This window comes from Neobacillus sp. WH10 (assembly GCF_030123405.1).
Taxonomy (GTDB): domain Bacteria; phylum Bacillota; class Bacilli; order Bacillales; family Cytobacillaceae; genus Neobacillus.
The window spans coordinates 1,761,297-1,784,039 of record NZ_CP126110.1 but is presented as its reverse complement, the minus strand read 5'-3'; the positions used below and the strand labels follow the sequence as shown (position 1 = coordinate 1,784,039).

The 22,743-nt window shown below is 38.1% G+C and carries 23 protein-coding genes and 2 riboswitches; of the genes, 5 read left to right on the top strand and 18 right to left on the bottom strand.

Annotated features, from left to right (window positions below; genetic code table 11):
- Positions 1-146: 146 nt before the first annotated feature.
- The 10 genes from QNH20_RS08395 to QNH20_RS08350 form a co-directional block, all read right to left on the bottom strand.
- Entirely contained in the window at positions 147-431 is a 285-nt protein-coding gene (locus tag QNH20_RS08395; protein ID WP_098526926.1) for a ferredoxin family protein, read from the bottom strand.
- Entirely contained in the window at positions 431-1,726 is a 1,296-nt protein-coding gene (locus QNH20_RS08390; protein ID WP_283922436.1) for an FAD-dependent oxidoreductase, read from the bottom strand. The genes QNH20_RS08395 and QNH20_RS08390 overlap by 1 nt, the downstream gene beginning before the upstream one ends.
- A complete protein-coding gene (locus QNH20_RS08385) occupies positions 1,719-2,750 on the bottom strand; it encodes an electron transfer flavoprotein subunit alpha/FixB family protein (protein ID WP_283922435.1) in 1,032 nt (343 codons plus the stop codon). Before QNH20_RS08385 ends, QNH20_RS08390 begins: the two co-directional genes overlap by 8 nt.
- Before the next feature lie 34 nt (positions 2,751-2,784).
- On the bottom strand, positions 2,785-3,609 hold the full coding sequence (locus QNH20_RS08380) for an electron transfer flavoprotein subunit beta/FixA family protein (protein ID WP_283922434.1): 825 nt from the start codon (positions 3,607-3,609) through the stop codon (positions 2,785-2,787).
- 755 nt (positions 3,610-4,364) lie between these two features.
- Positions 4,365-4,607: an aspartyl-phosphate phosphatase Spo0E family protein gene (locus QNH20_RS08375; protein ID WP_283922433.1), complete on the bottom strand. Its 243-nt coding sequence runs from the start codon at positions 4,605-4,607 to the stop codon at positions 4,365-4,367.
- A gap of 245 nt (positions 4,608-4,852) precedes the next feature.
- Positions 4,853-5,386: a 1,2-dihydroxy-3-keto-5-methylthiopentene dioxygenase gene (locus QNH20_RS08370; protein WP_283922432.1), complete on the bottom strand. Its 534-nt coding sequence runs from the start codon at positions 5,384-5,386 to the stop codon at positions 4,853-4,855.
- 22 nt (positions 5,387-5,408) lie between these two features.
- Positions 5,409-6,038: a methylthioribulose 1-phosphate dehydratase gene (locus QNH20_RS08365; RefSeq protein WP_283922431.1), complete on the bottom strand. Its 630-nt coding sequence runs from the start codon at positions 6,036-6,038 to the stop codon at positions 5,409-5,411.
- Positions 6,032-6,706: a 2-hydroxy-3-keto-5-methylthiopentenyl-1-phosphate phosphatase gene (locus QNH20_RS08360; RefSeq protein ID WP_283922430.1), complete on the bottom strand. Its 675-nt coding sequence runs from the start codon at positions 6,704-6,706 to the stop codon at positions 6,032-6,034. The genes QNH20_RS08365 and QNH20_RS08360 overlap by 7 nt, the downstream gene beginning before the upstream one ends.
- Positions 6,707-7,918: a 2,3-diketo-5-methylthiopentyl-1-phosphate enolase gene (locus QNH20_RS08355; protein WP_283922429.1), complete on the bottom strand. Its 1,212-nt coding sequence runs from the start codon at positions 7,916-7,918 to the stop codon at positions 6,707-6,709.
- 72 nt (positions 7,919-7,990) lie between these two features.
- Positions 7,991-8,100: riboswitch (SAM riboswitch) on the bottom strand.
- Positions 8,101-8,352: 252 nt separating this feature from the next.
- Positions 8,353-9,531, bottom strand: coding sequence for a pyridoxal phosphate-dependent aminotransferase (locus QNH20_RS08350; RefSeq protein ID WP_283922428.1), 1,179 nt, complete (start codon positions 9,529-9,531; stop codon positions 8,353-8,355).
- Positions 9,532-9,649: 118 nt separating this feature from the next.
- Here QNH20_RS08350 and QNH20_RS08345 point away from each other — a divergent pair, with 118 nt between their 5' ends.
- Entirely contained in the window at positions 9,650-10,435 is a 786-nt protein-coding gene (locus QNH20_RS08345; protein WP_283922427.1) for a carbon-nitrogen family hydrolase, read from the top strand.
- A gap of 67 nt (positions 10,436-10,502) precedes the next feature.
- A riboswitch (SAM riboswitch) is annotated at positions 10,503-10,662 on the top strand.
- A gap of 105 nt (positions 10,663-10,767) precedes the next feature.
- Positions 10,768-11,952, top strand: coding sequence for an S-methyl-5-thioribose kinase (mtnK, locus tag QNH20_RS08340; protein ID WP_283922426.1), 1,185 nt, complete (start codon positions 10,768-10,770; stop codon positions 11,950-11,952).
- Between the two features lie 150 nt (positions 11,953-12,102).
- On the opposite strand, the gene QNH20_RS08335 is transcribed toward mtnK, so the two are convergent.
- The 4 genes from QNH20_RS08335 to QNH20_RS08320 form a co-directional block, all read right to left on the bottom strand.
- Positions 12,103-12,681 carry a DUF2087 domain-containing protein gene (locus QNH20_RS08335; RefSeq protein ID WP_283923373.1) on the bottom strand — a complete coding sequence of 193 codons (579 nt, stop codon included), beginning with the start codon at positions 12,679-12,681 and terminating at the stop codon, positions 12,103-12,105.
- A 134-nt stretch (positions 12,682-12,815) separates the two neighbouring features.
- Positions 12,816-13,925 carry an ATP-binding protein gene (locus QNH20_RS08330; RefSeq protein ID WP_283922425.1) on the bottom strand — a complete coding sequence of 370 codons (1,110 nt, stop codon included), beginning with the start codon at positions 13,923-13,925 and terminating at the stop codon, positions 12,816-12,818.
- Positions 13,926-14,178: 253 nt separating this feature from the next.
- Positions 14,179-16,473 carry a thiamine pyrophosphate-dependent enzyme gene (locus tag QNH20_RS08325; protein ID WP_283922424.1) on the bottom strand — a complete coding sequence of 765 codons (2,295 nt, stop codon included), beginning with the start codon at positions 16,471-16,473 and terminating at the stop codon, positions 14,179-14,181.
- The gene (locus QNH20_RS08320; RefSeq protein ID WP_283922423.1) at positions 16,473-17,486 is read right to left on the bottom strand and encodes a 2-oxoacid:acceptor oxidoreductase family protein; all 1,014 of its coding nucleotides are present in this window, start codon (positions 17,484-17,486) and stop codon (positions 16,473-16,475) included. Before QNH20_RS08320 ends, QNH20_RS08325 begins: the two co-directional genes overlap by 1 nt.
- 343 nt (positions 17,487-17,829) lie before the next feature.
- Here QNH20_RS08320 and QNH20_RS08315 point away from each other — a divergent pair, with 343 nt between their 5' ends.
- Entirely contained in the window at positions 17,830-19,578 is a 1,749-nt protein-coding gene (locus QNH20_RS08315; RefSeq protein ID WP_283922422.1) for a B12-binding domain-containing radical SAM protein, read from the top strand.
- Positions 19,579-19,593: 15 nt separating this feature from the next.
- On the opposite strand, the gene QNH20_RS08310 is transcribed toward QNH20_RS08315, so the two are convergent.
- A complete protein-coding gene (locus QNH20_RS08310; protein ID WP_283922421.1) occupies positions 19,594-19,725 on the bottom strand; it encodes a hypothetical protein in 132 nt (43 codons plus the stop codon).
- Entirely contained in the window at positions 19,725-19,886 is a 162-nt protein-coding gene (locus tag QNH20_RS08305; RefSeq protein WP_283922420.1) for a hypothetical protein, read from the bottom strand. Before QNH20_RS08305 ends, QNH20_RS08310 begins: the two co-directional genes overlap by 1 nt.
- Positions 19,887-20,021: 135 nt before the next feature.
- Here QNH20_RS08305 and QNH20_RS08300 point away from each other — a divergent pair, with 135 nt between their 5' ends.
- On the top strand, positions 20,022-20,375 hold the full coding sequence (locus QNH20_RS08300) for a DUF3905 domain-containing protein (RefSeq protein WP_283922419.1): 354 nt from the start codon (positions 20,022-20,024) through the stop codon (positions 20,373-20,375).
- Between the two features lie 104 nt (positions 20,376-20,479).
- On the top strand, positions 20,480-20,683 hold the full coding sequence (locus QNH20_RS08295) for an alpha/beta-type small acid-soluble spore protein (RefSeq protein WP_283922418.1): 204 nt from the start codon (positions 20,480-20,482) through the stop codon (positions 20,681-20,683).
- A gap of 41 nt (positions 20,684-20,724) precedes the next feature.
- On the opposite strand, the gene QNH20_RS08290 is transcribed toward QNH20_RS08295, so the two are convergent.
- Positions 20,725-21,843 carry an anti-sigma factor domain-containing protein gene (locus QNH20_RS08290; protein WP_283922417.1) on the bottom strand — a complete coding sequence of 373 codons (1,119 nt, stop codon included), beginning with the start codon at positions 21,841-21,843 and terminating at the stop codon, positions 20,725-20,727.
- The gene (sigI, locus tag QNH20_RS08285) at positions 21,840-22,586 is read right to left on the bottom strand and encodes an RNA polymerase sigma factor SigI (RefSeq protein WP_283922416.1); all 747 of its coding nucleotides are present in this window, start codon (positions 22,584-22,586) and stop codon (positions 21,840-21,842) included. Before sigI ends, QNH20_RS08290 begins: the two co-directional genes overlap by 4 nt.
- Between the last annotated feature and the right edge of the window lie 157 nt (positions 22,587-22,743).

Below are 22,743 nucleotides of genomic sequence, written 5' to 3'. Positions count from 1 at the left end.
AAACCTACATATAGTGATATTGAATTGGAAGCGCCTTGTTCAGGCGCTGGAGCTAGACATTTCTCGAAATACAAACAATTACCATTCTATCAATGAAAAAAGTGCTGCTTGCACAAATGCAAACAGCACTTTTTTTCATATATGAGTTATGCAAGTCGGAAAACAATCCCATGTCCACCTTTAGGGTATTCCCATTTAATGTTCTGATATGGACAGCCGATACGGCAGCTTCCGCATTCATGACAGCCTTCATAGCCAACCTGCATGCGTGTCCCTTCCCACTTATAAACCTCAGCAGGGCAAAATACTGTACAAATTTTATCGGGACATTTCGTCATACAAATGTCATGGTCGAGTACGGTCAAATGGGATTTAGTGTCACACTTAAAACGGAGAAGATATTGTTTTTCTTCAATATTCTTAGTTGACATTATTTCACCGCCTTCCAAGCACGATAGATATCTTGCAATACTCGAAGCGTTCCTTTTTCACCTGTTACATTCTTCATAATTTGTTTTTGTTTTTCTCGTTTTGGCGTGCCATCTACTGTGAAGAATTTACTCATTGCCTTATTCATCATTGGTACATAATCATTAAAGTATTGCGGATATTTCTCAAACGTATGGGCCGCGTCTTTATATTTTTCTAAATCTTTTATGATGAAGCTATCAAAGAGCTTCTCACGGTAGATATTTAAGCTAGCTTCACTAAAGTCCCCCCGGCTTTTTGCCTCTAGGATGGATTCTGCAGCCAATAGTCCTGAATGCATTGCCATGTTCGACCCTTCACGATGGATGGCATTAACCAGTTGAGCAGCATCTCCTACCACAATAACACCATTACCGGCCACTTTTGGCACGGAACGATAACCGCCTTCCGGAATAAGATGGGCAAGATACTCAGCAGATTCTCCGCCAGCTAGCATCGGTTTCACCATTGGATGATTTTTTAAGTAATCTAAAAGTTCATATGGCTTTAATTTTGCTTTAATCATACTAGATAGGGTTGTACCTACCCCAATGTTCAAGCTATCTTTATTTGTATATAGGAAAGCTGTCCCGAGATTCCCCTTTGTTGAATCTCCAAAAATTTCGATTGTACACCCCTGGTTATCCTCTAAGTTAAAACGATCATTAATTTTCTCTTTTGGTAAATTTATCACTTCCATGACGGTTAACGCCACTTCATCCGGCCTGAATTCTTTATGAAAGCCTAATTGTTTAGAAAGCAGCGAGTTCACTCCGTCAGCAAGCACTACAACATCCGCATAGACCTCCCCATCAGGACGGTCAGTACGAACACCGACAACCTTGCCATTTTCAACAATACATTCTGAAACAACAGTTTCGTTGATCAACAGGGCTCCTGCCTCAACAGCCTTATTTGCAAACCATTGGTCAAACTGAGCTCGTAAAACGGTAAAATTATTATATGGTTCTACTGCCCATTCAAGACCTTTATAGCCGAATTGTACGACTGATTCTTTATCCATCATCCAAAAACGCTGTTCAATGACAGGTCTCTCAAGTGGTGCTTCCTTCCAAAACTCAGGAATTAACTCTTCCATTTGCTTGCGGTACAAGACCCCGCCCATTACGTTCTTTGCCCCAGGGTATTCCCCTCTTTCAATAAGCAAAACATTTAAGCCATTCTTTGCACAAGTAAGGGCACAAGATGTGCCTGCAGGGCCTGCTCCAACAACGATCACGTCAAATTTTTCAGGCATAGCTTATTTCACCGCCTTTTTCGCTTCTAAGCTGCTTAAATTGCTCAATTAGTTTAGGGACGATTTCCATTGCGTCTCCTACTATTCCATATGTTGCAACATCAAAAATTGGCGCATTCGGGTCTTTGTTAATGGCGATAATGAACTCGGAATTTTTCATGCCGACGACGTGCTGAATCGCTCCTGATATGCCAATTGCAAAATAGATTTTCGGTGTAACGGTTTCCCCAGTTTGGCCAACCTGTTGCTCGTGAGGCAGCCAGCCAGCTTCAACAACATCACGTGTACCGCCAACGCTGGCTCCAATCGTTTCAGCCAGTTCATGAATGAGTTGAAAATTTTGAAAGTCCCCCATTCCTTTGCCGCCACAAACAATCACATGGGCATCGGCTAAATTGACCTTTTTTGTTACATCATTCACAATTTGGAGCACTTTAGTGCGCATTTCTTCTTCTTTTAGATCTATTTTCTCTTCTATAATTTTTCCTAATCTGCTGCTGTCCGGATCCAATGCCTTCATTACCTTTGGTCGAACAGTTGCCATTTGTGGGCGGTGCTTCTTACAAAGGATTGTAGCCATAATATTACCGCCAAATGCCGGTCGGCTTGCCTCTAATAATCTATTTTCTACATCGACATCAAGCATCGTGGTATCTGCTGTTAAACCTGTACTTAAATCAGTTGCCACAGCACTAGCTAAATCTTTACCATTTGGTGTTGCCCCATAAAGAATGATTTCTGGCTTATATTTTTGAGTAAGCAGCATAACACCCTTCATAAATGACTCTGTACGGTAATGTTTCAAGACAGGGTGATCAATAACATACACATCATCGGCACCGAAGGAGATGACTTGATTTGCTAATGGTTTTACATCGTGTCCTAATAAAAATCCTGCTAACGGTACTTGTAATTTATCAGCGAGGTTCCTGCCAGCACCAAGCAATTCTAGCGAAACCCCTTCTATTTTACTATCGTTTTGTTCGATGAACACCCAGACTCCACGGTAATCGTCTAGATTCATGTAAATACCCCCTCAGACAGAAGATTAATCTTTATTATTTAGATGACTGCATCGTTAATAGGTCCCTTTTCTCCATTAAGACTTCCATAAGCTGACCAACTTGCTCATCGGCAGAACCCTCTAGTCTTTTACCACCTTCTGGTCGAGGAGGTGTAAACATTTTCCCAACAATTGTTGGTGAACCTTTCAGTCCTAACTGAGTGCGGTCTACATTCTCAAGATCACTTACTGCCCAAATTATTGGTTCGTATCTTGCTGCTTTTATCATGTTTGGCATTGGCGAATATTCTATATCATTAATTTCTTTCTCAACAGTTAACAAGCACGGCATTTCCGACTGAATTAATTCATATCCGCTTGTTAATTTCCTTTTAATTAACACGGTTTTTTCCTTTTGATTGACCTCTGATACTTCAATTACATTTGTCACGGGTGGAATATCCATTCTTCTTGCAATGCCTGGACCAACTTGTCCTGTATCACCATCAATGGCATGCTTCCCGCAAATAATCATATCTACATGGATTTCCTTATTAATTCTTTCTAAAGCTTTAGATAATGCATAACTAGTCGCAAGGGTATCCGCTCCCGCAAAGGCACGGTCACTAATCAAAAATCCTCTATCCGCTCCTATTTCAATACTCTTTTTAATAACTGCAGTTGCTTGCGGCGGTCCCATTGACAATACAGAAATCGTGCCGCCGGTGTTTTCCTTGATTTTTACGGCCTCTTGAACAGCATGGGCATCGTAAGGATTCAAAATGGCTGGCGCACTTCGGCGGTCGAGTGTGTTTGTTTTTGGATTAATTTTAATGATTTTTGTATCGGGTACTTGTTTGACACATACGACAATGTGCATGTAGGACATTCCCTCCTCTATATAGTCTAAGTTTGTTGAAAGCGTTTGCTTCCTTTGGTTATAAAAAATGCCTTTATTAACGATATATGAATCGCAACACGAGCATAGTACCAAACAATGATTGTTTTCTTTTTTTCAAATTAATAATCATGGGAAAAGCTTTGCAAAACTAATGCAATTTCTACGATGTGGTTTCTATAAAACATAAGTAGTTGAAGTAAAAACTAGTTGTGGTAAAATATGTAGTTAATTTAGGTGTGAATTTTCGATTTAATAGTACTAATATAACTATATGAAATATTCTGATATAAACAATGATAAAAATCACAGCTTATGTCTAATTTTGTTGATATTTTTCATTGGGGTTAGGAATCGGATGCAAAGGGGATACTGGAAAAATAATTGTATAAGCAATTTATTTACATAATGCGCCGAAAGGCCTTCTTGTCGCTTTATTTTTAATCAATCAACGAAATAATAAATAGGAAGGCCTTTATTATAGAAACTTTAACTCTAGCAATTGAAATTGTTTTAACCTCGTTTGTCTAAAACCTCGTTCCATATGGTCTATCATTTTGCCACGGGTGCGTTGCTGCTTATTAATAAGAATTAAGTCCCAAAAGCCACGGAGACGGAAATGGGCGGATATCTACTACGCATTTATTATGGGGCTAAAATCATGGTGTGGATCAAAGATATCTTGTTTTGTGGGATTATTTAAAAATTCCCTTGGTATCTTTTTGGCTGCATACTTATTAAACTAAAACTTTTGGCCAAATCATAATCATTTGTTTAAAGGCAAATTTTACTTCTTCATTTGGACTTGAAGATTGTCCAATGCTCTTTTGGTACTTGTTGATTAATTCATCTAATTCTTGGCTGTATTTTATTGTTTCTTCACTCGTAAAGCCCAGTTTATTCGCGCTATTGATCATCAGTTCTCTTTTTACCTTTATCTCTTCAATCATTTCAGATTGAATATTACTATGCTTGTACAATTTTATCCTCCTACTCTTACACACATACTGTAATCTGCAAAAAAGTAGACTACTTGAAGAATTATGACAAGAATTTCTTTAAAAGTAAATACATTCGCAAAAGTAGACAAAACATTCTATTTCTTTCGTTTTTCGACAAATTCCTTAGTGTCCTTCTTGTTAATACGACAATAATCAATTGGAATAATAAGGGATATTTATTAAATAGAAAACTGGCTAGCAGAAACTGCCAGCCAGTCTTTTTCTTATAAATTTACTTCTTCTTTTTCATAAATAGGTACCCAGCCTTCGGTAGTAACAAATATTCTAACAGCAACAACCTTGCTGTCTTCTTCAAGAGTAAAGTAATGCCTTGTATTATCAGGAACTGATATCAGGTCACCAGGATTTAAATGTACGTCGAAAAACTCGCCATCTTTACCTTGGATGACAAACACACCATGGCCGCTAACAATAAATCGGACTTCATCATCAGTGTGGTGGTGTTCATTTTTAAAATTTGTAAGCAGAACGTCAAGATTCGGTGTATTTTCAGACAAGGAAATCACATCTTGAGCTTTGTAGCCTCGTCTTACTGAAATATCAGCTATTTCTCCTGTAAAAGTATTAAGGATTTCTTCTTTTTCTTCATCACTTAAAAGATATTTTTCAACTAATGAGGGAGGAAGTTTACTAATATCCCAATTTTCATATATAACCTCTTGAGATGAAAGGAAGCTTGCTACTGCTGCTTGTTCGTGAATTTGCTCCTTTTTGTTTTGAAATGTAATATATGCCATCTGTAATCTCTCCTTTTATATATTAAACAACTTTAAATAATTGATATGGTTTATGTTCTAATAAACGTAATTGGTAGCGGAATAGAAATTCTGAAGCTTCAAGAATTTTCTTCGCCTCAAAAGCATTCCTTCCCCACACTGTAATCCCATGGTTGCGGATCAAAATAGCACCAGTATCTCCTAATACATGTTCTGAGAATTTATTCGCCAGCGTCGGGATATGGGCATAATTGCGAATAATCGGAATATTTAAGACCGCATCTTCTTCCCACCTATCAAAAGCTTTTATTAATTCTTGCCCCTTAAATGAAATTTCACCATTGTCCCCATAAACTTCAGAGATGACATTATTATCAATTGTATGGACATGGAGGCTGCAGCCCGCATTCGTCTTGCGGTAAATTTCAACATGAAGAAGTGTCTCTGCTGAAGGCTTTAAATGTGTTTCTTCAACAGCCCGGCCGAATTCGTCAACTAACAAAAAGTCCTCTTTCGTTCGCTTGCGCTTATCCTTACCACTTGCTGTCACCAAAAATTGGAGCGGATGGTCGCTTACTTTAATGGCAAGATTTCCGCTTGTTCCCATAAACCAGTCACGCTCTGCCAGCTCATCCTTTACATCAGCTAATTCAGTCCATCTTTCTGTTAGCATGTTAGCTCACCCACCTCAATTCTCTTTTTTATTTCCTCGATACAATCGAAGAATGTATGAAACCCTTGATGGTTAATACCCCATTCCACGCACTTTTCCTCAAGTAAATCCCTTGCCAGCACAAAGTCAGCATGCTTGGCTGCTTGTAGATCGGTTACTGAATCTCCAATGACAATTTTGAAGCTGTCCTCGCTATGGTTTAATTTACGAATAATACTCGGCTTACAGCATCCGCAATCATTTTCACACAGCGAATCACATTTATTAGGCCAAAGAATCTTGATTGTCTCCCCTGAAAAATCAGATTCATTACAGTAGATTCCTGATAATGGTACATACTCTTCTAAAATAGGATGAACAAAAAAGTCGATACCGCCGCTAACGATATAAAGTGGAATGCCTGTTTCACGTAAAAAATCAACAAATTCTTTGAACCCAGGGCGAATCTTGGCATTCTCTATCGCAAAGGCTGTAATTTCTTCTTTCAAGGTACTTGGTATAAGAGAAAATAGTTTTCCTACTCCCTCATTGATGGAGATTTGCTGGGAAAGAATTTGGTCTTTAAGCTTAACCCATTCTGGCGGGGCAAATTTTTTCATTATGGCAATGATGTTATCACTTTCCGTAACAGTCCCGTCAAAGTCACAAAAAATTACAGGCTTTGTCATTTAGACGATCACCTCTGCATTCCCCCAGAGCTGTAAGGCCTGTTTAAGTTCAGGGTACTTGTCGGAACCTTCAATCAGCAGCTTCCCTTGAAGATTCGTTTCAATCGCTTGTCGGAAGGCAACCGCCCCGCCCCGGGCACCACCCGGATGTCCATGTATCCCGCCGCCAGCATTGATGACAGAGTCAATGCCAAAATCACGAATTAATAATGGTACAAGTCCCGGGTGAATTCCCGCTGATGGAACAGGAAAAGCCTTTTTAAAAACATCTTCCTTTGTTAGCTCACTTGCAATAGAAAGGGTTAATGGTTTTTCTAGTGCAACTGTTCCATATGGTGAAGGGAACAGCGACAAATCTGCCCCAGCATAACGGAGAAGCTTTCCTAGTAACAAGGAATGGGAAAAGCCAAATTCAGGTGAAGAGGTTAATGCACCGCTGACAGCAGGATGGGCCATAATCGGAAGAGCTATCTCCGAATCCTCTCTCAACTCCTGCAATACATCTAATCCGTAGGAAAACACATTAAATAGCAGAAGGTCCGCACCCAGTTCAGTGGCCTTTCTTGCTTTGTCCTTTAGCTGAGATGTACGTCCGGTAAGATTTACTGCGTATAATGTCTGGTGCCCAGTCTGTTCCTTCACTTCTTTCAGCACAACTTTACCTGCAGTAATTCTAGCTTCAAATGGCGTTAATTCATTTTCAAAAAGGATTTCATCATCCTTTACAAGATCAACACCGCCAAGAGCTTGCTGCTTAAGCTGTTCGGATAAGAAGTTAAGGTCTTTGCCCAGCACACCTTTAAAAATGCTCATTAACAACGGCCTGTCATAAACATTTAGTTTTTGGCGGAGTCCTTCAATCCCAAACCTTGGCCCTGGGAACAAACTCTTTAACCCATCATCAAAATGTAAATCTAGCAATTTAATTTTTCCATCCAAGGAAAGCTTTCCAAAAACAGTTGTTAAAATTGCAGGCAGGTCATTGGAAAAATTAATGGTTGGATAAGCAATCTTGAGAAGTGACTGATCCTCATTTGTGGCTGTTAATCCCTCAATGGAAACGACCCTGCCTTTATGCTTGCGTAATTGTCTTTGCTCTAATTCTAGCAGGTTCGTCCATGTTCCAACCGTTAATCCTAGTGCAATTTCCTCTGCTTTTTTTTCTGGATTTTTTTCATCTTTTAGTAGATATGTAGCGATTATTTCACTCAATTTTGATCTTCCTTCCGTAAAAACATAAAAAACCTCTTCGAAAAGAAGAGGTTAGCATCACAAACTAACATCTTCTCATCTTTCAGCATAAAGCTGCAAGATTTAGCACCGTGCCTAAACACTAGTTTAAGTCGGTTGCCGGGCTTCATCGGGCTTTTCCCTCCGCCTGCTCTTGATAAGAAAACGATTCGTATTTATTCACTTTTTTTGAGAAAAAAAAGCATTAATTTCGATTTTGAGAATTGTCCAGCTCCAGCGGCTAGTAGCCTTCGCTCTTCTCCCTACGATAAGTCAACATCGGATCGCTATCGCTCTCCGTGTTTCCAATACTCACTCGAAGCGCCCAGTCTATACGCCGCTATACGGGCGCTTGCGCTTTACTATGTTGTTTAACTTTATTTTGGATTATGGCAAGAAAAGTATAAAATGTCAACTTATTTTTTTAAAATTCCTAACCTGCTTATTCTTCTGACAGCTTCAGCTAAACGCTTTTCTGTTTCTAATAAACCAACACGGACATAGCCCTCGCCAAATTCACCAAAGCCAATTCCTGGTGCGACCATAATATGTGCTTGATCAAGAAGAATATTGGCGAATTCCTCGGATGAATGCCCGTCTGGGACCTTTAGCCATGCAAAAAATGATCCCTTTGGTGCTGTGACATTCCATCCAAGCGAATGGAGACCATCGATTAATACATTTCGTCTACGTTCATAAAGCCGGTTTAATTCTTTAACACACTCCTGAGGGCCCGTCAATGCTTCCGCCGCTGCCTCCTGGACCGCTCCAAATAAACTTACATACAAATGATCTTGAAGAAGTTCAACCGCAGAAATCACACTCTCATTACCAACGGCAAACCCTACTCGCCAGCCTGCCATATTATAGGTTTTAGACAAAGTATAAATCTCAATTCCAACCTCTTTTGCTCCCTCAACCTGGAGGAAGCTTACTGGTTTTTCACCATCAAACCCAATTGCTCCATAGGCAAAATCATGAACCACACAAAAATTGTTCTCACTTGCCAACTTAACCGTTTCCTCAAAAAATTCTGCCGTGGCGGTAGCCCCGGTCGGATTATTCGGATAATTGAGGAACATTACCTTTGCCTCTGATAGAATCTCAGCAGATAGCTCACGGTAATCAGGCAAAAAATTATTTTGTGCACGTAAAGGCATTGTCACCATTTCCGCTTTCGCCAATGCAACACCAGACAAATAATCAGGGTAGCCTGGATCTGGAACTAGGATGATATCACCTGGATTTAACAAACACTGAGGAATTTCAACCAGACCTGCTTTACCACCAAATAAAATGGCTATTTCCTTATCAGGATCAATCCTTACCCCGTATTCTCTAAGATAAAAATCAGCTGCAGCCTGTTTTAAATAACGATGTCCTTGAAACGGTGAATATTTATGGTTCAGAGGATTTGCTGCTGCTTCTTGAAGCTTTGCAACAATATGTTCGGGTGTCGGCTGATCAGGGTTACCCTGACCTAAATTAATCACATCATGCCCTTCAGCTATATATTCTCCGACCTTCTTAACAAGCCCTGCAAAAAATTGTTTAGGAAGACTTTTCAAAAGGTCTGATGATGGAATTTGTTTCACCTTTTTCACCTGCTTAATCGATATCATATTTTTCTTGAAATTCTAGTCACAAATGATATAACTTTTATAACAGCTTGTAAAGAAAAAATTCCGAAAGTTGAAAACAGGGGGCGGATCTATGAAATTAAAAATTTCTTGTATTCAAATGGATATAGTCTTTGGAAATCCGATTCGAAACTATCAAAATGCAACCAAGCTGATTGAAAAGGCAATGGGTGAAAATCCCGATATTATTGTCCTTCCAGAACTGTGGACAACAGGCTATGACCTAACACGCCTCGATGAGATTGCCGACCAAAACGCAATAAAAACAATAGATTTCTTCCAAGAGTCAGCAAAAAAACACCAAGTCCATTTTGTTGGCGGCTCTGTAGCTAATCGTGTTGAAAATGGAGTATTAAACACAATGCTCATTATTTCAAAAGATGGTCAACCAGTTCAGCATTACAGTAAACTACATCTTTTTAGACTTATGGACGAGCATCTTTATTTAGAGGCACGGGCTGAAAAGGGATTATTCCAATTAGAAAACCGACCATTTGCGGGAGTTATTTGTTATGATATCCGTTTTCCTGAATGGATTCGCGCCCATACATCTAAAGGAGCAGAAGCACTGTTCGTTGTTGCTGAGTGGCCTGAACAGCGTTTGGCACATTGGCGCGCTCTATTAATCGCAAGGGCGATTGAAAATCAATGTTATGTGATTGCGTGCAACCGGTCTGGAAGTGATCCGAATAACAAATTTGCCGGACATTCTATGGTTATTGACCCATGGGGAGAGGTGATTGCCGAGGCTTCAACAAATGAGGAAATCTTATCGGCTGAGATAGATGTGGATCTCGTAAAAGAAATCCGTAGTCAGATTCCTGTTTTTGAAGATAGAAAACCGGAATATTATAAATAATTTTCAAAATATATTGACACTATGTTTATGAAACTGTTATTATTTTTACCGTATTGAAATTGATTTACTCTTATCACGAGCTGGCTGAGGGATTTGGCCCTTTGAAGCCCAGCAACCGACCGTATATCCATTTGTGAAATGGGGCGCAGTTTTCGCGCCGGGTTATTCCCCCATTTATGGCACGGTGCTAATTCCAACAGAAGGATGATCTTTCTGAAAGATAAGAGGTGTGATAGACACGATTGTCTTCAAGCCTCTTTCAGATGAGAAAGAGGCTTTTTTAGTGCCTCATCGCACTTCCAAAGCCTCCAAAACAAAGGAGGAAATACATTATGAGTCAACTAAAACAAACATATTACGAGCCATTAACTGAAGATGCCGCTATTTGCCTGGCATTAAGTTTAAATATATTCGCCGATAATGCTTTACTCTCCTGCAAAGAAATTGGTGATGGGAATTTAAATCTAGTTTTTCATATAATCAATGAGCACGATGGAAAAGGCATTATCATCAAACAAGCTCTTCCATATGCCAAAGTCGTTGGCGAAAGCTGGCCGTTAACGGTAAAACGGGCCAAGATTGAAGCAGATGCCTTAAAGACATTTGGTCAGCTGGCTCCAGATTACGTCCCAAAGGTATATTTTACAGATGATGTACTGGCCGTCACTGTAATGGAGGATCTTTCCCATCTTGTAATTGCCCGAAAAGGTTTTATTAACGGGGAAACATACCCGCTCCTGTCTAAACATTTAGGAGAGTATCTTGCGAAAACATTATTTTATACTTCAGACTATGGCTTAGGCCCTTCTGAAAAAAAAGCAGAGGTGCAAAAGTTCAGCAATCCAGAACTTTGCAAAATTACCGAGGAATTAATTTTCACCGATCCATATTTTGATGCGGACACAAACCAATTCGAAGATGGCTTACGCACTGATGTCGAAGCCCTTTGGGAGGATGATGAACTGAAGTTTCACGTGAATGTTCTGAAGAGAAGTTTTTTAACGGAGGCAGAAGTTCTCCTCCATGGTGATCTGCACACCGGGAGTGTTTTTGCTGCCAATTCAGAAACAAAAGTTATCGATCCAGAATTCGCCTTCTACGGTCCTGCCGGTTTTGATATTGGTCAAGTTTTTGCAAATCTTCTCTTCGAGGTTATTGTGAACGTTCCAAAGCGTGGCCTCTTTATCCAGCATATTGAAACAGTTTGGAATGTTTTTAAAAAAGAATATACATATCTATGGAATACAGAAAATAAAGAATCTTCAGCTAAAACAGAACTATTTTTAAGCTACAATTTATCCAAGTTTTTTGAGGATGCCCTTGGATTCACCGGCTGCGAATTAATCAGAAGAACAGTTGGACTTGCACATGTTGCTGATTTAGATACAATTGAAGATGCACAAGCTAGATTAACTGCCAAACGGTCAACGTTAGAACTCGGGAAAGTCCTAATTAAACAACGAAAAGAAATCTTCAATCTTGATGCTTTTATTACTAAGGTTAAAGAAGTAATTTAATAGAAAAAGGTGGAAGTCTCAAATAATCAAATCTTTTTGAGACTTCTTCTTTTTTTATTCTGGGACGATAGATAGTAAACTTTCCTATCAGACATAAGTGCAACTTCGCCTCTGTCTTCGCCCTTAGGCTCGCCAATCGGCGAGTTTTCTTTATTTAGCCCACATTTCTTCTGGATTCAGTTCGTAAATACTATTTTCTCGGTACATGTAGTGATTAATTATGAATTCTCTGCGAATTGTTGCATAATCATCATGAAATTGCATGATATACTCATTTAATTCTTTTTCATCATATTTTTTGCCTCGTTTTAAGCCACGAACAATATGTTCAAATACCATTAATTTTTTCTTCCTTTGGGCAGGAATGTTTTTCAGCTTCCCTTCCTTTGTGAAAAAATTTCCGATTATTTTTTGCCTTTCTAAACTTGATTCCACCATATCTTCCAGCTCCTCCCCTCTTTTTTCAAGCAACTGGGTAAGCACCAGTGCCTGCTGATTAATCATTGATTCATTTAAATAGAAGTAAATCGTATTTTTGTCTCTGCGTTCATAAACCACATGAATATCCCTTAACTTTTTTAGATGATGTGTAATCGTAGGTGCAGTTAAACCAAGCTTGCCTGCTATCGCCTGTCCATGTAATGGTCCTTTTGCTAAAAGAGCAACAATCCTGACTCTTGTTGGATCTCCCATTGTTTTATAAAACGCAACAATACGGTTCAGCTGAATCATATTCCTTCAATCTCCTTATTTCGACATATATCTAATTAGATATATATCAAAATCTACTTTGTGCTGTCAATAGTTAAAAAACACTTCTAGAACTTAAAAGGAAGTGTTTTTTAACCATTGGGTTACTTTTATTATGATTTAATGGGCAGGTTTAAGTAAAAAATTGTGCCTTTTCCTTCTTCACTTTCAATGTTGATGGTTCCTTTATGTTCATCGATGATTCTATAGCTTACCATTAAACCAAGACCTGTTCCTCGGTCTTTTGTCGTGTAAAACGGTTCACCAAGCTTTTTTATTTTTTCTTTAGGTATCCCTGTACCTTCGTCCTGGATTTTTATCTGAATTTCCTGATTTTCCATTTTCTTAATGGTAATCGTAATATTCCCACCACAGGGCATTACCTCAATGGCATTCTTTATTAAATTAATAAAAACCTTTTTCATTTGATTTGGTTCACAAAAAACCAGTGGAAGCCCGTCAGAATATTCTGTTACAAATTGGACGTTGTAAAGAACTGCCTGCGCAGTCAGCAGGTCAACAGTTTCCTTCATAATTTGATTAATATCCTTTTCCTGAAATCTAATTGCCTGAGGTTTTGCAAGGATTAAAAACTCATTAATAATCGAATCAATTCGTTGTAATTCCGTAGTGATAACTTGATAATACATCGAATGCTCTTTTGTAATACTTCCTTCAAGTAATTGAATGAATCCTTTCAAGGCAGTCATAGGATTTCGTATTTCATGAGCAATACCTGCCGCAAGTTCACCAATTACATTAAGTGTATCTGATTTTCGCAGCTGTTCTTGCATCACTACTTTTTCTGTTACATCCTTAAATACTGTTAAATTCACTCCCTCAACTATATCCAGTTTTGAAGAGAATTCAAAAAATTTTTTTTTGCCATCTTCCATCTCAAAAATGATTGTCGATGTCGTTTGTCCATTGTTAAGAAGCTGATCAATATGTCTCAATATTTCTTCCTTTTTCCCATCTAACTGGGAATATGAATCATAAACCCGCTTACCGATTAATTTTCTCTTTGGCAGACCAATCATTCTTTCACCAGCTGTGTTTATATCAACAATACGATGCCCACTATCCCAGAGAAGTAGTCCGTCAATGGAATCCTCAAAAATCCTTCTGTATTTTTGTTCGCTCTCCAGTAAAACTGTTTTCTGCGTCTGCTCTTCATTTATATCAAGAGGTATTGTATCTTCCTGATTGAACTGCTTCTCCAACTTATAGCACCCCGCGAACTTCTTTAATCAAACAATAATTTAAGACATATATTCTACATAATACGATTAAATTCCTTTTCTTCCGTCAACCAAATTTTCACTTTCAACAAATATAAACCGAAATCATAAAATACAAAAACGCAAAGCATAAAAAAGTACGCTTTGCGTTTCTAACGAATTTACCCTATTAAACTTCGATAAATGTCTTGCTTCAGTCCATACGCCGTTAAACGGTAAACTTCCGCTTTTCTATTTATAACATCGGATTTTCGTGTTTAGCCTTTAGGCGCTGCCATCTTATTTCAACCTCTTCTTCAAACTCATCTAAAATTGGTTTGTTTTCGTCTTTTAGAAGATGTTTTGTTTTACCCATATATTTTAACCATTCGGAAAGTGGAATACGTTTGTTCTTTTCCTCTGGATTGTACGTAATCGTTGTAACTCCTTGCTCTATTTCATAAAGTGGGAAGAAGCAAGAATCAACAGCAGCTTCGACAATTTTCGTACTGAAACGGTCATCAGATTTCCAGTTTAATGGACATGTAATGAGAATTTTTCCGTAAACTGTGCCAACATTTTGTGCATACCATTGTGCCTTTGCACCTTTTTTAACTAAGTCCTGCGGGAAGGCCTCGGAACCTGTAAACACGTATGGCATATTTGTAGCAGCCATGATTTGCGCAGTATCTTTATGATGGAATGCTTTTCCGCGCTGGGCTTTTCCTATACCTGATGTGCTTGTCATATGACCCAATGGTGTAGAATAAGACATTTGTGACCCAGTATTCATGTAGCCCTCATTATCATATTCGAGCATAATCAATTTATGACCTCTTAGTGCCGTTCCAATCGCAGAGCCCATACCAATATCCATCCCGCCATCACCAGTGATCATCACAAACGTTGCATCGTCAGATACTTTGATTTCACCACGGCGTTTCAATTCCATAAATGCTTCAAGAGTACCAGATAATGTTGCAGCGCCATTTTGGAACAAATTGTGTATCATCGTTTGCTTATGAGAGGTGCTTGGATAGCCTGCTGTAGTTACATAGGCACAGCCTGTTTGGAATAAGGTAACAATATCACCTTCTATCCCTTTAAAGAAAAGCTCTAACCCAGCAAAAATTCCGCATCCCGGACATGCCCCGTGACCTGATGCTATCCGTTTCGGTTTTCCTGTAAGAGCACGAAGCGGTGGGATTTTCACCTTTAACTTATTTGTTTCTTCGTCCATTTTTACATCAATTAAACCCGATTTAAATACATCACCATGCTGAGGCAAAATAACCGGTTTAAGAATTTTCTCAAGGTTGCCAGGAACATGACCATAGTAGTCGAACGGCTTTTCAGCATAACCTTTCTCCATTGCGTCTATCGCCATATCAAAGAAAGCCTGAGCATCATTTGCATAGAAGTCCTTACCGCCAAGACCGAATACCCGGCTTAACACGATTGTCTTGTTGTTCTTGTCATCTTGTAGCGCCGATTTCAATTCATGTGTTAAGTTAGGTCCATTTGCACCATAAGAATCGGCACGCTCACCAACCAATAATGCTTTTACATTTCTTAGGGCTTCACGAATCTCTTTTGCTGGAAATGGGCGGATAATATTAGGGCTGATCACCCCTGCCTTGATTCCTTTTTCACGCAACTGGTCCACAACATCTTTAGCCGACTCTGCTGCTGAGTTTAATAGGAATAATGCCGCATCTGCATCTTCCATTTTATATAAATCAAGAACAGGATATTCTCTGCCTGAAAGTTTCGCATATTCAGCAGCAACTTCTTTAAATACTTCACCGGCATTGTACATCGCTTCTGATTGTTGAAAGTGATTGTTGATGAAATCATCACCACTCATATGAGATCCGATGGTTACCGGCTTGCTCAAATCCCTGACAAAATTATAATCGGTTGGACATTCACCAACAAATTGCTGTACAACATTACGGTCTTTAAAGAATTCAACCCTGCGTTTTTGGTGTGAAGTAAAAAATCCATCATAAGCAACAATAACAGGCAGGCGAACTTTTGAGTGTTCTGCAATTTTTAACGCCATAATATTCATATCATAAACGGCTTGTGGCGTTTTAGCTGTTAAAATAACCCATCCTGTATTCAGTGCATAATAAAGGTCGGAGTGATCACCACGAATATCAAGTGGTCCGCTGACAGCACGGGTAACTAGGTTCATAACCATTGGAAATCGAGTTCCTGATTGCACTGGCATTTGTTCAAGCATATATAAGAATCCATTTGCACTCGTAGCATTAAACACACGCGCACCTGTTACAGCTGCACCATAACAAATACCTGCTGAGCCATGCTCCCCATCTGCAGGTATTAACTTGATATCATGCTCGCCGCGTGTTTTCATTTGATCTAAAAATTGGGCTACTTCGGTTGAAGGTGTAATTGGAAAATAGCCCATGATATGATAGTTAATTTGAGCGGCAGCAGTAGCAGCCATTTCATTTCCTGACTCAAATGTTGATATTTGTTCTGCCATACCTTCAGCAGTTAAGTTATCTTCTAACATTGCCATTAGAGTACCCCTCCTGTAATATACGGAAAGTTTTGCTTCACACGATGTTCATCAGCATACCCAAGCACTTCACGAAGATCCCTCAGGGCATTGGTTGGACATGCTTCCACACATTTTAAGCAGCCTTTACAGTATTGATAGTCAATACCTTTAAGGAACATTTGCTTTCTGCCGCGTTTATCTTCTCCCTCTTCCCAAACAAAACAAAAATCCGGACAAACATTATCACAGGCTGCACAATGAATGCATTTTTCGTGTTGTAACTCAGGAATGAATCCTTGACGTGAACCACTTAAATCTTTAAAAATACTATTTGCTTGTGAAACTATGACACCGCCGATTTCCTGGGTCATGTAGCCAAGCTGTGGCAACGGGCGTGTGAAGGCCTTGCCTTCAGCATCTTCTGGAACTATATATGTTTTAAATTGAACTTCATTATAGCCACGGTCAAACGTACGGATATTTGGTTCAACTAGATGTGGATATTTCTTTGTAAAAGTTTTCCGAATCACATCTCTCATTGATTCCGGATCCAGAAAATCACAAATACGATACAAAGCACCGAGCATCGCTGTATTTACCTTTGTTTTTTCCTCCACCGCAATCGTTAAGGCATCAACAATTGCTAGCGTACCATATTCCAACTGGAGATCCGTTTTAACATCATCAAAATCTCTTGCAGTATTTACTAAGACGATACCATCAGCATCCAAGCCGCTGACTACATTAACTGTTTTATATAGTGCCTCATGGAAAACCCCCACAATATGTGGTTGTTCGATTGGACTATGATCTCTAATTTCTACATCTGGATCACAAAAGCGAATGAAACTCTTTACCGGAGAACCTTTCTTTTCAGATCCATATGACGAAAAATTCGAACCTTTTAAGCCAAGACTTAGAACACCAGCTTCCGCCAACATCTTTCCGGCTAAATTCGCTCCGAGACCTCCTATTGATTCTAGACGGATTTCAAAAAATCCCAGTTCATTTTTTTTCGGTAATATAGACATAATGTCCCTCCCCTAATTTCGTTCAAATAAATTCACGAAATAGACATAAAAATTTTTACTTCCCCAAAGTTATTGTAGGACACTTACATTTATTTAGCTGTGACAAAAATCAAACATCTACCATTATTTTTTGTAACACATTAGTTTTTCGTAAAAAACCATTTATATACCGGGATTTACAAAACCCTCCAATTATACTACAGACCCAAAATTGTTATATAACAGACTTTCTTTAGAAATGGAATTAATTTAAGTTCAATTCCTTAAACGTTTGTACGCTACCATTTTGGTCAAAAATAGGATATAATTATTTTTCGTTTTATTACCAAAAAGGAGCTTTTTTATGAATGTCATTTGTTCTACTTTGAATGCAAAGTTCATCCATACAAACCTAGCAATACGTTATTTAAAGGCTTATGCCGCTCCGGAATTTACGATCCAAATGAAGGAATACACCATCAAGGATCCAGTCATGAATATTGTCTCTGATCTTTATCAGGCAAAACCAACGGTGATTGGGTTCAGCTGCTATATATGGAACATCGAAGAAACGCTCAAAGTAGTAAATATGCTTAAGAAAGTGGATCCAACTATCATTATCGTATTAGGAGGACCAGAAGTAACATACGATACAGCTGAATGGATGGAAAAGTCACCTGATGTCGATTTTATTGTCATCGGCGAGGGGGAACTAACCTTTAAGCAGTTGCTTAATGAAATCGAAACAACTAAAAACTATCGCAATGTCCACGGAATTGCCTATCGTGAAGATGGAAAAGTGAAGATCACCCCGCAAATGAATAAGCTTGATCTTAAAGAACTTCCATCACCATACCGTTTCCCAGAAGACATTCAAGATTTAGGAAAAAGAGTCACCTATATTGAAACAAGCAGGGGTTGCCCATTTAGCTGCCAGTTTTGTCTTTCCTCCATTGAAGTCGGGGTAAGATATTTTGACAGGGAAAAAATAAAATCCGATATTCGTTATTTAATGAAAAATGGAGCAAAAACCATTAAGTTTGTTGACCGAACCTTTAATATTAGTAGAAGCTATGCAATGGAAATGTTCCGCTTTCTCATTGATGAACATCTTCCCGGAACTGTGTTCCAATTTGAAATTACCGCTGATATAATGCGTCCGGAGGTAATTGAATTTCTTAATCAAGAGGCACCAAAGGGACTCTTCCGCTTTGAAATTGGCGTTCAGTCAACTAACGACTATACAAATGAGCTTGTCATGCGCAAGCAAAATTTTTCAAAGCTGACCAGAACGGTCACAATGGTAAAAGAAGGAAACAAAATTGATCAGCATCTCGATTTGATTGCCGGTCTGCCAGAAGAGGACTATTCATCTTTCCGCAAAACATTCAACGATGTTTTTGAAATGAGACCTGAAGAATTACAATTAGGTTTTTTGAAAATGTTACGCGGAACAGGAATACGGCTTCGTGCAGCAGAACATCAATATGTATATATGGATCATTCCCCATATGAAATCTTAAGCAATAATGTCCTATCATTTGATGATATTGTTAGAATTAAACAAGTGGAGGACGTTTTGGAGAAATACTGGAACGACCATCGAATGGATTTTACGGTGGAATATTTAGTTACAAATGTTTTCCCTTCTCCATTTGATTTCTTCCAGGATTTTGGTTCCTATTGGGATGAACGGGGATGGTCTAGAATCGGCCACCAGCTGGAAGATTTATTCCGCCGCTTATACTCCTTTCTTGAGGAGAAATCCACTGAACATCTTGATGTAATCTTTGGGCTAATGAAATATGATTATTTAAAAAACCATAAATACAAGCCTAGAAAGCCTTGGTGGGAAGCAAGAATAGATAAGAATAAGCGGACAGTTTTGTTTAAACAGATCCTCGAGAATCCAAATCTTTTAGGAAAGGATTTTCTCGAACTGAATCTCGATGAAAAAGAATTGTTTAAACATACCTTACTTGAAGAACTATCCTTTGATTTAGAGATGTATTTAACAACTGGAGAGATCACAAGTCACCCCACAAATTTATTAGCTTACTTTAACCCGACAAATGACCAAACACTGATTTTTGCGTTTAAAGCCCAAAAATAAGCCGGATGCTCCGGCTTATTTTTCTTTCCGAGATTTGTTTTTATTTTTCTTTTTCGTTTCATAAAGCTTAACTCCGTTTACATCGCCAATTTCAACACTGATTTCCTCAACAGGTATGCGTGGAAGTGTTTTTCTACGGCTACCCATTAGCTTCTATTCTTTTTTCCTAACTTTGAATTACGGTTTGCAAATCGAATAGCATTATTATTATCGGTGAATTCTGCTGAAAATTCACTTTCCTGGACATTTTTATGAGGAGTCTTTGTATATTTTGTTACTGCATCAAATTCTGCCTTTCGTTTTGTCATATCCTAATCCTCCTATTTGTTATTCATACACCTTTAGTTTTAAACAAAACGGGATGAATCATTCCTTTCCTTATTTTTCATAAATAAAAATGATGTTAACTCAGAAAAATAATAGGAAAAAGGGAGTGTACAAAAATGAAAAAACAAAAAAACAAAAAGTCTTCTGAGCATTTAACTATCAATGAAACGATGCCACATCAAATCAATGCTCCAAGCTTTGAAGGTACTGGTATCAATATGCAGGTTCCTTTTATCAATAAACATGGTGTGACCATTGGTGACAGTATGTATGCCTCAGAAAATTCTCCTTTAGAGAACTGGACAAAGGATACAGACCCCTCGATAATGGCCGGAGATGAGTGGGTTCACCCTACGAATGATATTGGCTGGAATACAACGGAAAATCGCGAGCTACTTGAAAGAAAAAGACAACCTCAAGCCTCCCCCTTTATGCATCCTACAAATGATGTTAGTAAGGGGACAGATTAAATATCCAGTTTGGCAAAACATTACCACTTATGAAAATAACACAGTAAATAAATAATACATTTACAGAGGTAAAAATCTCTGTATGAATTAAGGAGTTGAACAGCATGGCAAATAGCAGAAACAAATTATTAGTACCTGGGATTGAGCAGTATTTAGATCAGGTAAAATACGAAATTGCCCAAGAATTTGGCGTACAATTAGGTTCAGATACAGTATCAAGAGCAAACGGATCCGTAGGCGGCGAGATAACGAAAAGGCTTGTACAACAAGCACAAGCCCAAATGTCTGGCCAGTTTACCAAACAATAATTAAATAGTTATGGAAAAAAGTCCGGTTATATACCGGACTTTTACTTATTTTTATGACCTTTCTGATTCCCTTGATTATTCTGATTAGAATCATTTTGTTTCTCTTTTTGTTTTTCTTTTTGTTTCTCATTCTGTTTCTCTAGTTTCTCATTCTGTTTCTCTAGTTTTTCATTCTGTTTCTCTTGTTGTTTCTGATCCCACTTATTTGGTTGGTATGTATTTTCTTGTTGTTGAACTTGTTTTTTGGATTGTCCCTGATTTTGTTTCCATTGTTCTTCATCTGCTTCTTTCAATTGCCCTGGAGGGATCGAAGTTTCTTCCGAACGATTCGTTTCATTAACAGGGTTTTCAGTTAATCCTGAGTTTTGATCAGCGCTATTTTCTAACTGTTTTTTCAATTGTCCAGGTGGAATCACCTTATCATCCTCTGATGATAGAGAATTTTGTTTTTGCTCTTTCTCAATTGACTTTAGTTTCTTCTTTTGCGATGACTGATTCTTTTTTTCTTGGTATTTTCCTGTTGATATGCCAAGTTCATGTGCTTTTTCCCGATCACTTTCAGTAGCTGTTAGTAATGTAAGATTTAACTGCTGATTATTGACAGCGTCTTTGATCTTACTCATATTCATTTGCAGATCTTTTTCCGCCTTTTCCTCAGGCTGTTTTGTCCGCACTGTAGATATAATGACCTGTTCATTATTTGTAATAAAACCTGCATTTTTCATTTCAACTAGAATGGACTTTGTTAATTTAGAAACATCTTTTTTCTTCCAATCGTTAAGATTTGAAATGATTTTCTTTCCTTCTTTATTGAAACCAGTTAACTCAACAACCTGCATTTTTTTATTTACTCCAAGCTCAATACTTGGATTCGCGTCAATAGACATATAGGCATATGCGTTATTATTTTGATAAAGTGGGATAAATGAGCCAAGAAAAATGAATAAAGCTGCCATCACGACCCAGACCGTTTTTAATGAAAATAAATTCTTTAATGAATCTAATGATTTAGCAGATTTTTTGCTTTCAATCGGGAAAAAGTGAATTTCTTCACCGATCGAATAAGGGTGGTCTTGTCTCCTTGTACGGAAAAACTCACCTTCGGGGGTTAAAAGCGTTAAAAAAGCATCATCTATTTCCATTATAATTCCTTTTTTCATTTATCTAGAACCCCCTTTATATAATCCTTCATATACACATAATCATTAGATAATATTAGTGCAATCGCAATAATATATTTTCGGTTCCGTTCAATCGTCTTTCTGCTTACCTTCACCATTTTTTCTAATTGTTTAATGGGAAGCCGCTTTTTTTCAAATAATAATTCCTTCAGTTCCGGGTTTTCGACTATCATTTTCGCCGTCATAATGGCGCTTTTCCTAGCATCAGCATGCTTGGGTGAATTTTCAACTAAGTCGCTAAAGCTTAAATCAAAGGTGGTTAATAATTTTTGAAAATTAAGAATTTCGTCTTTTCTTAATTTCTCATCATTCTTTTTATGGAAATCATCAAGAGATAGTTCATTAACTATGACTGATCCTGCTGAGTCTTCATCTTGACTTGTATTGGTTATGTCGATACTAATATGTTGATTTTTTGTCTGTTTACGAATATAGTCAATAACCCTTCGTCTGATGATCACTTCTGAAAAACTCAATAGAGAACTGCCTCGCTCTTTAGAATATTTATCAATAGCTTCGTTAAATGCGATAAGACCAATGCTAAATTCATCATCGGATTCATATATATATCGTCTACAAACGGAAGATACTGTTTTTGCAATAAAAGGCTTATAAGCATCAATTAGTTCATCAAGCAAGTGGCGATCACCTTGCTGAATTAAAAGAACCGTTTCTTCCAGAGTTCTTTTTTTCTTCTTGGTCATAAACAATAAACTTAGCATTTGCTCACCTCGATTCGACCAATTATAACATAAAAATGTTATTTTTGACTTTTTTCGGGTAAGCATTTTGAAAAAAATAGCCTTCAAGAATGGCTACCTTTTCCGGTTTATTGTTTACGGAATTCATGATTTCTGTTACGTAATATTCTTTTTTAAC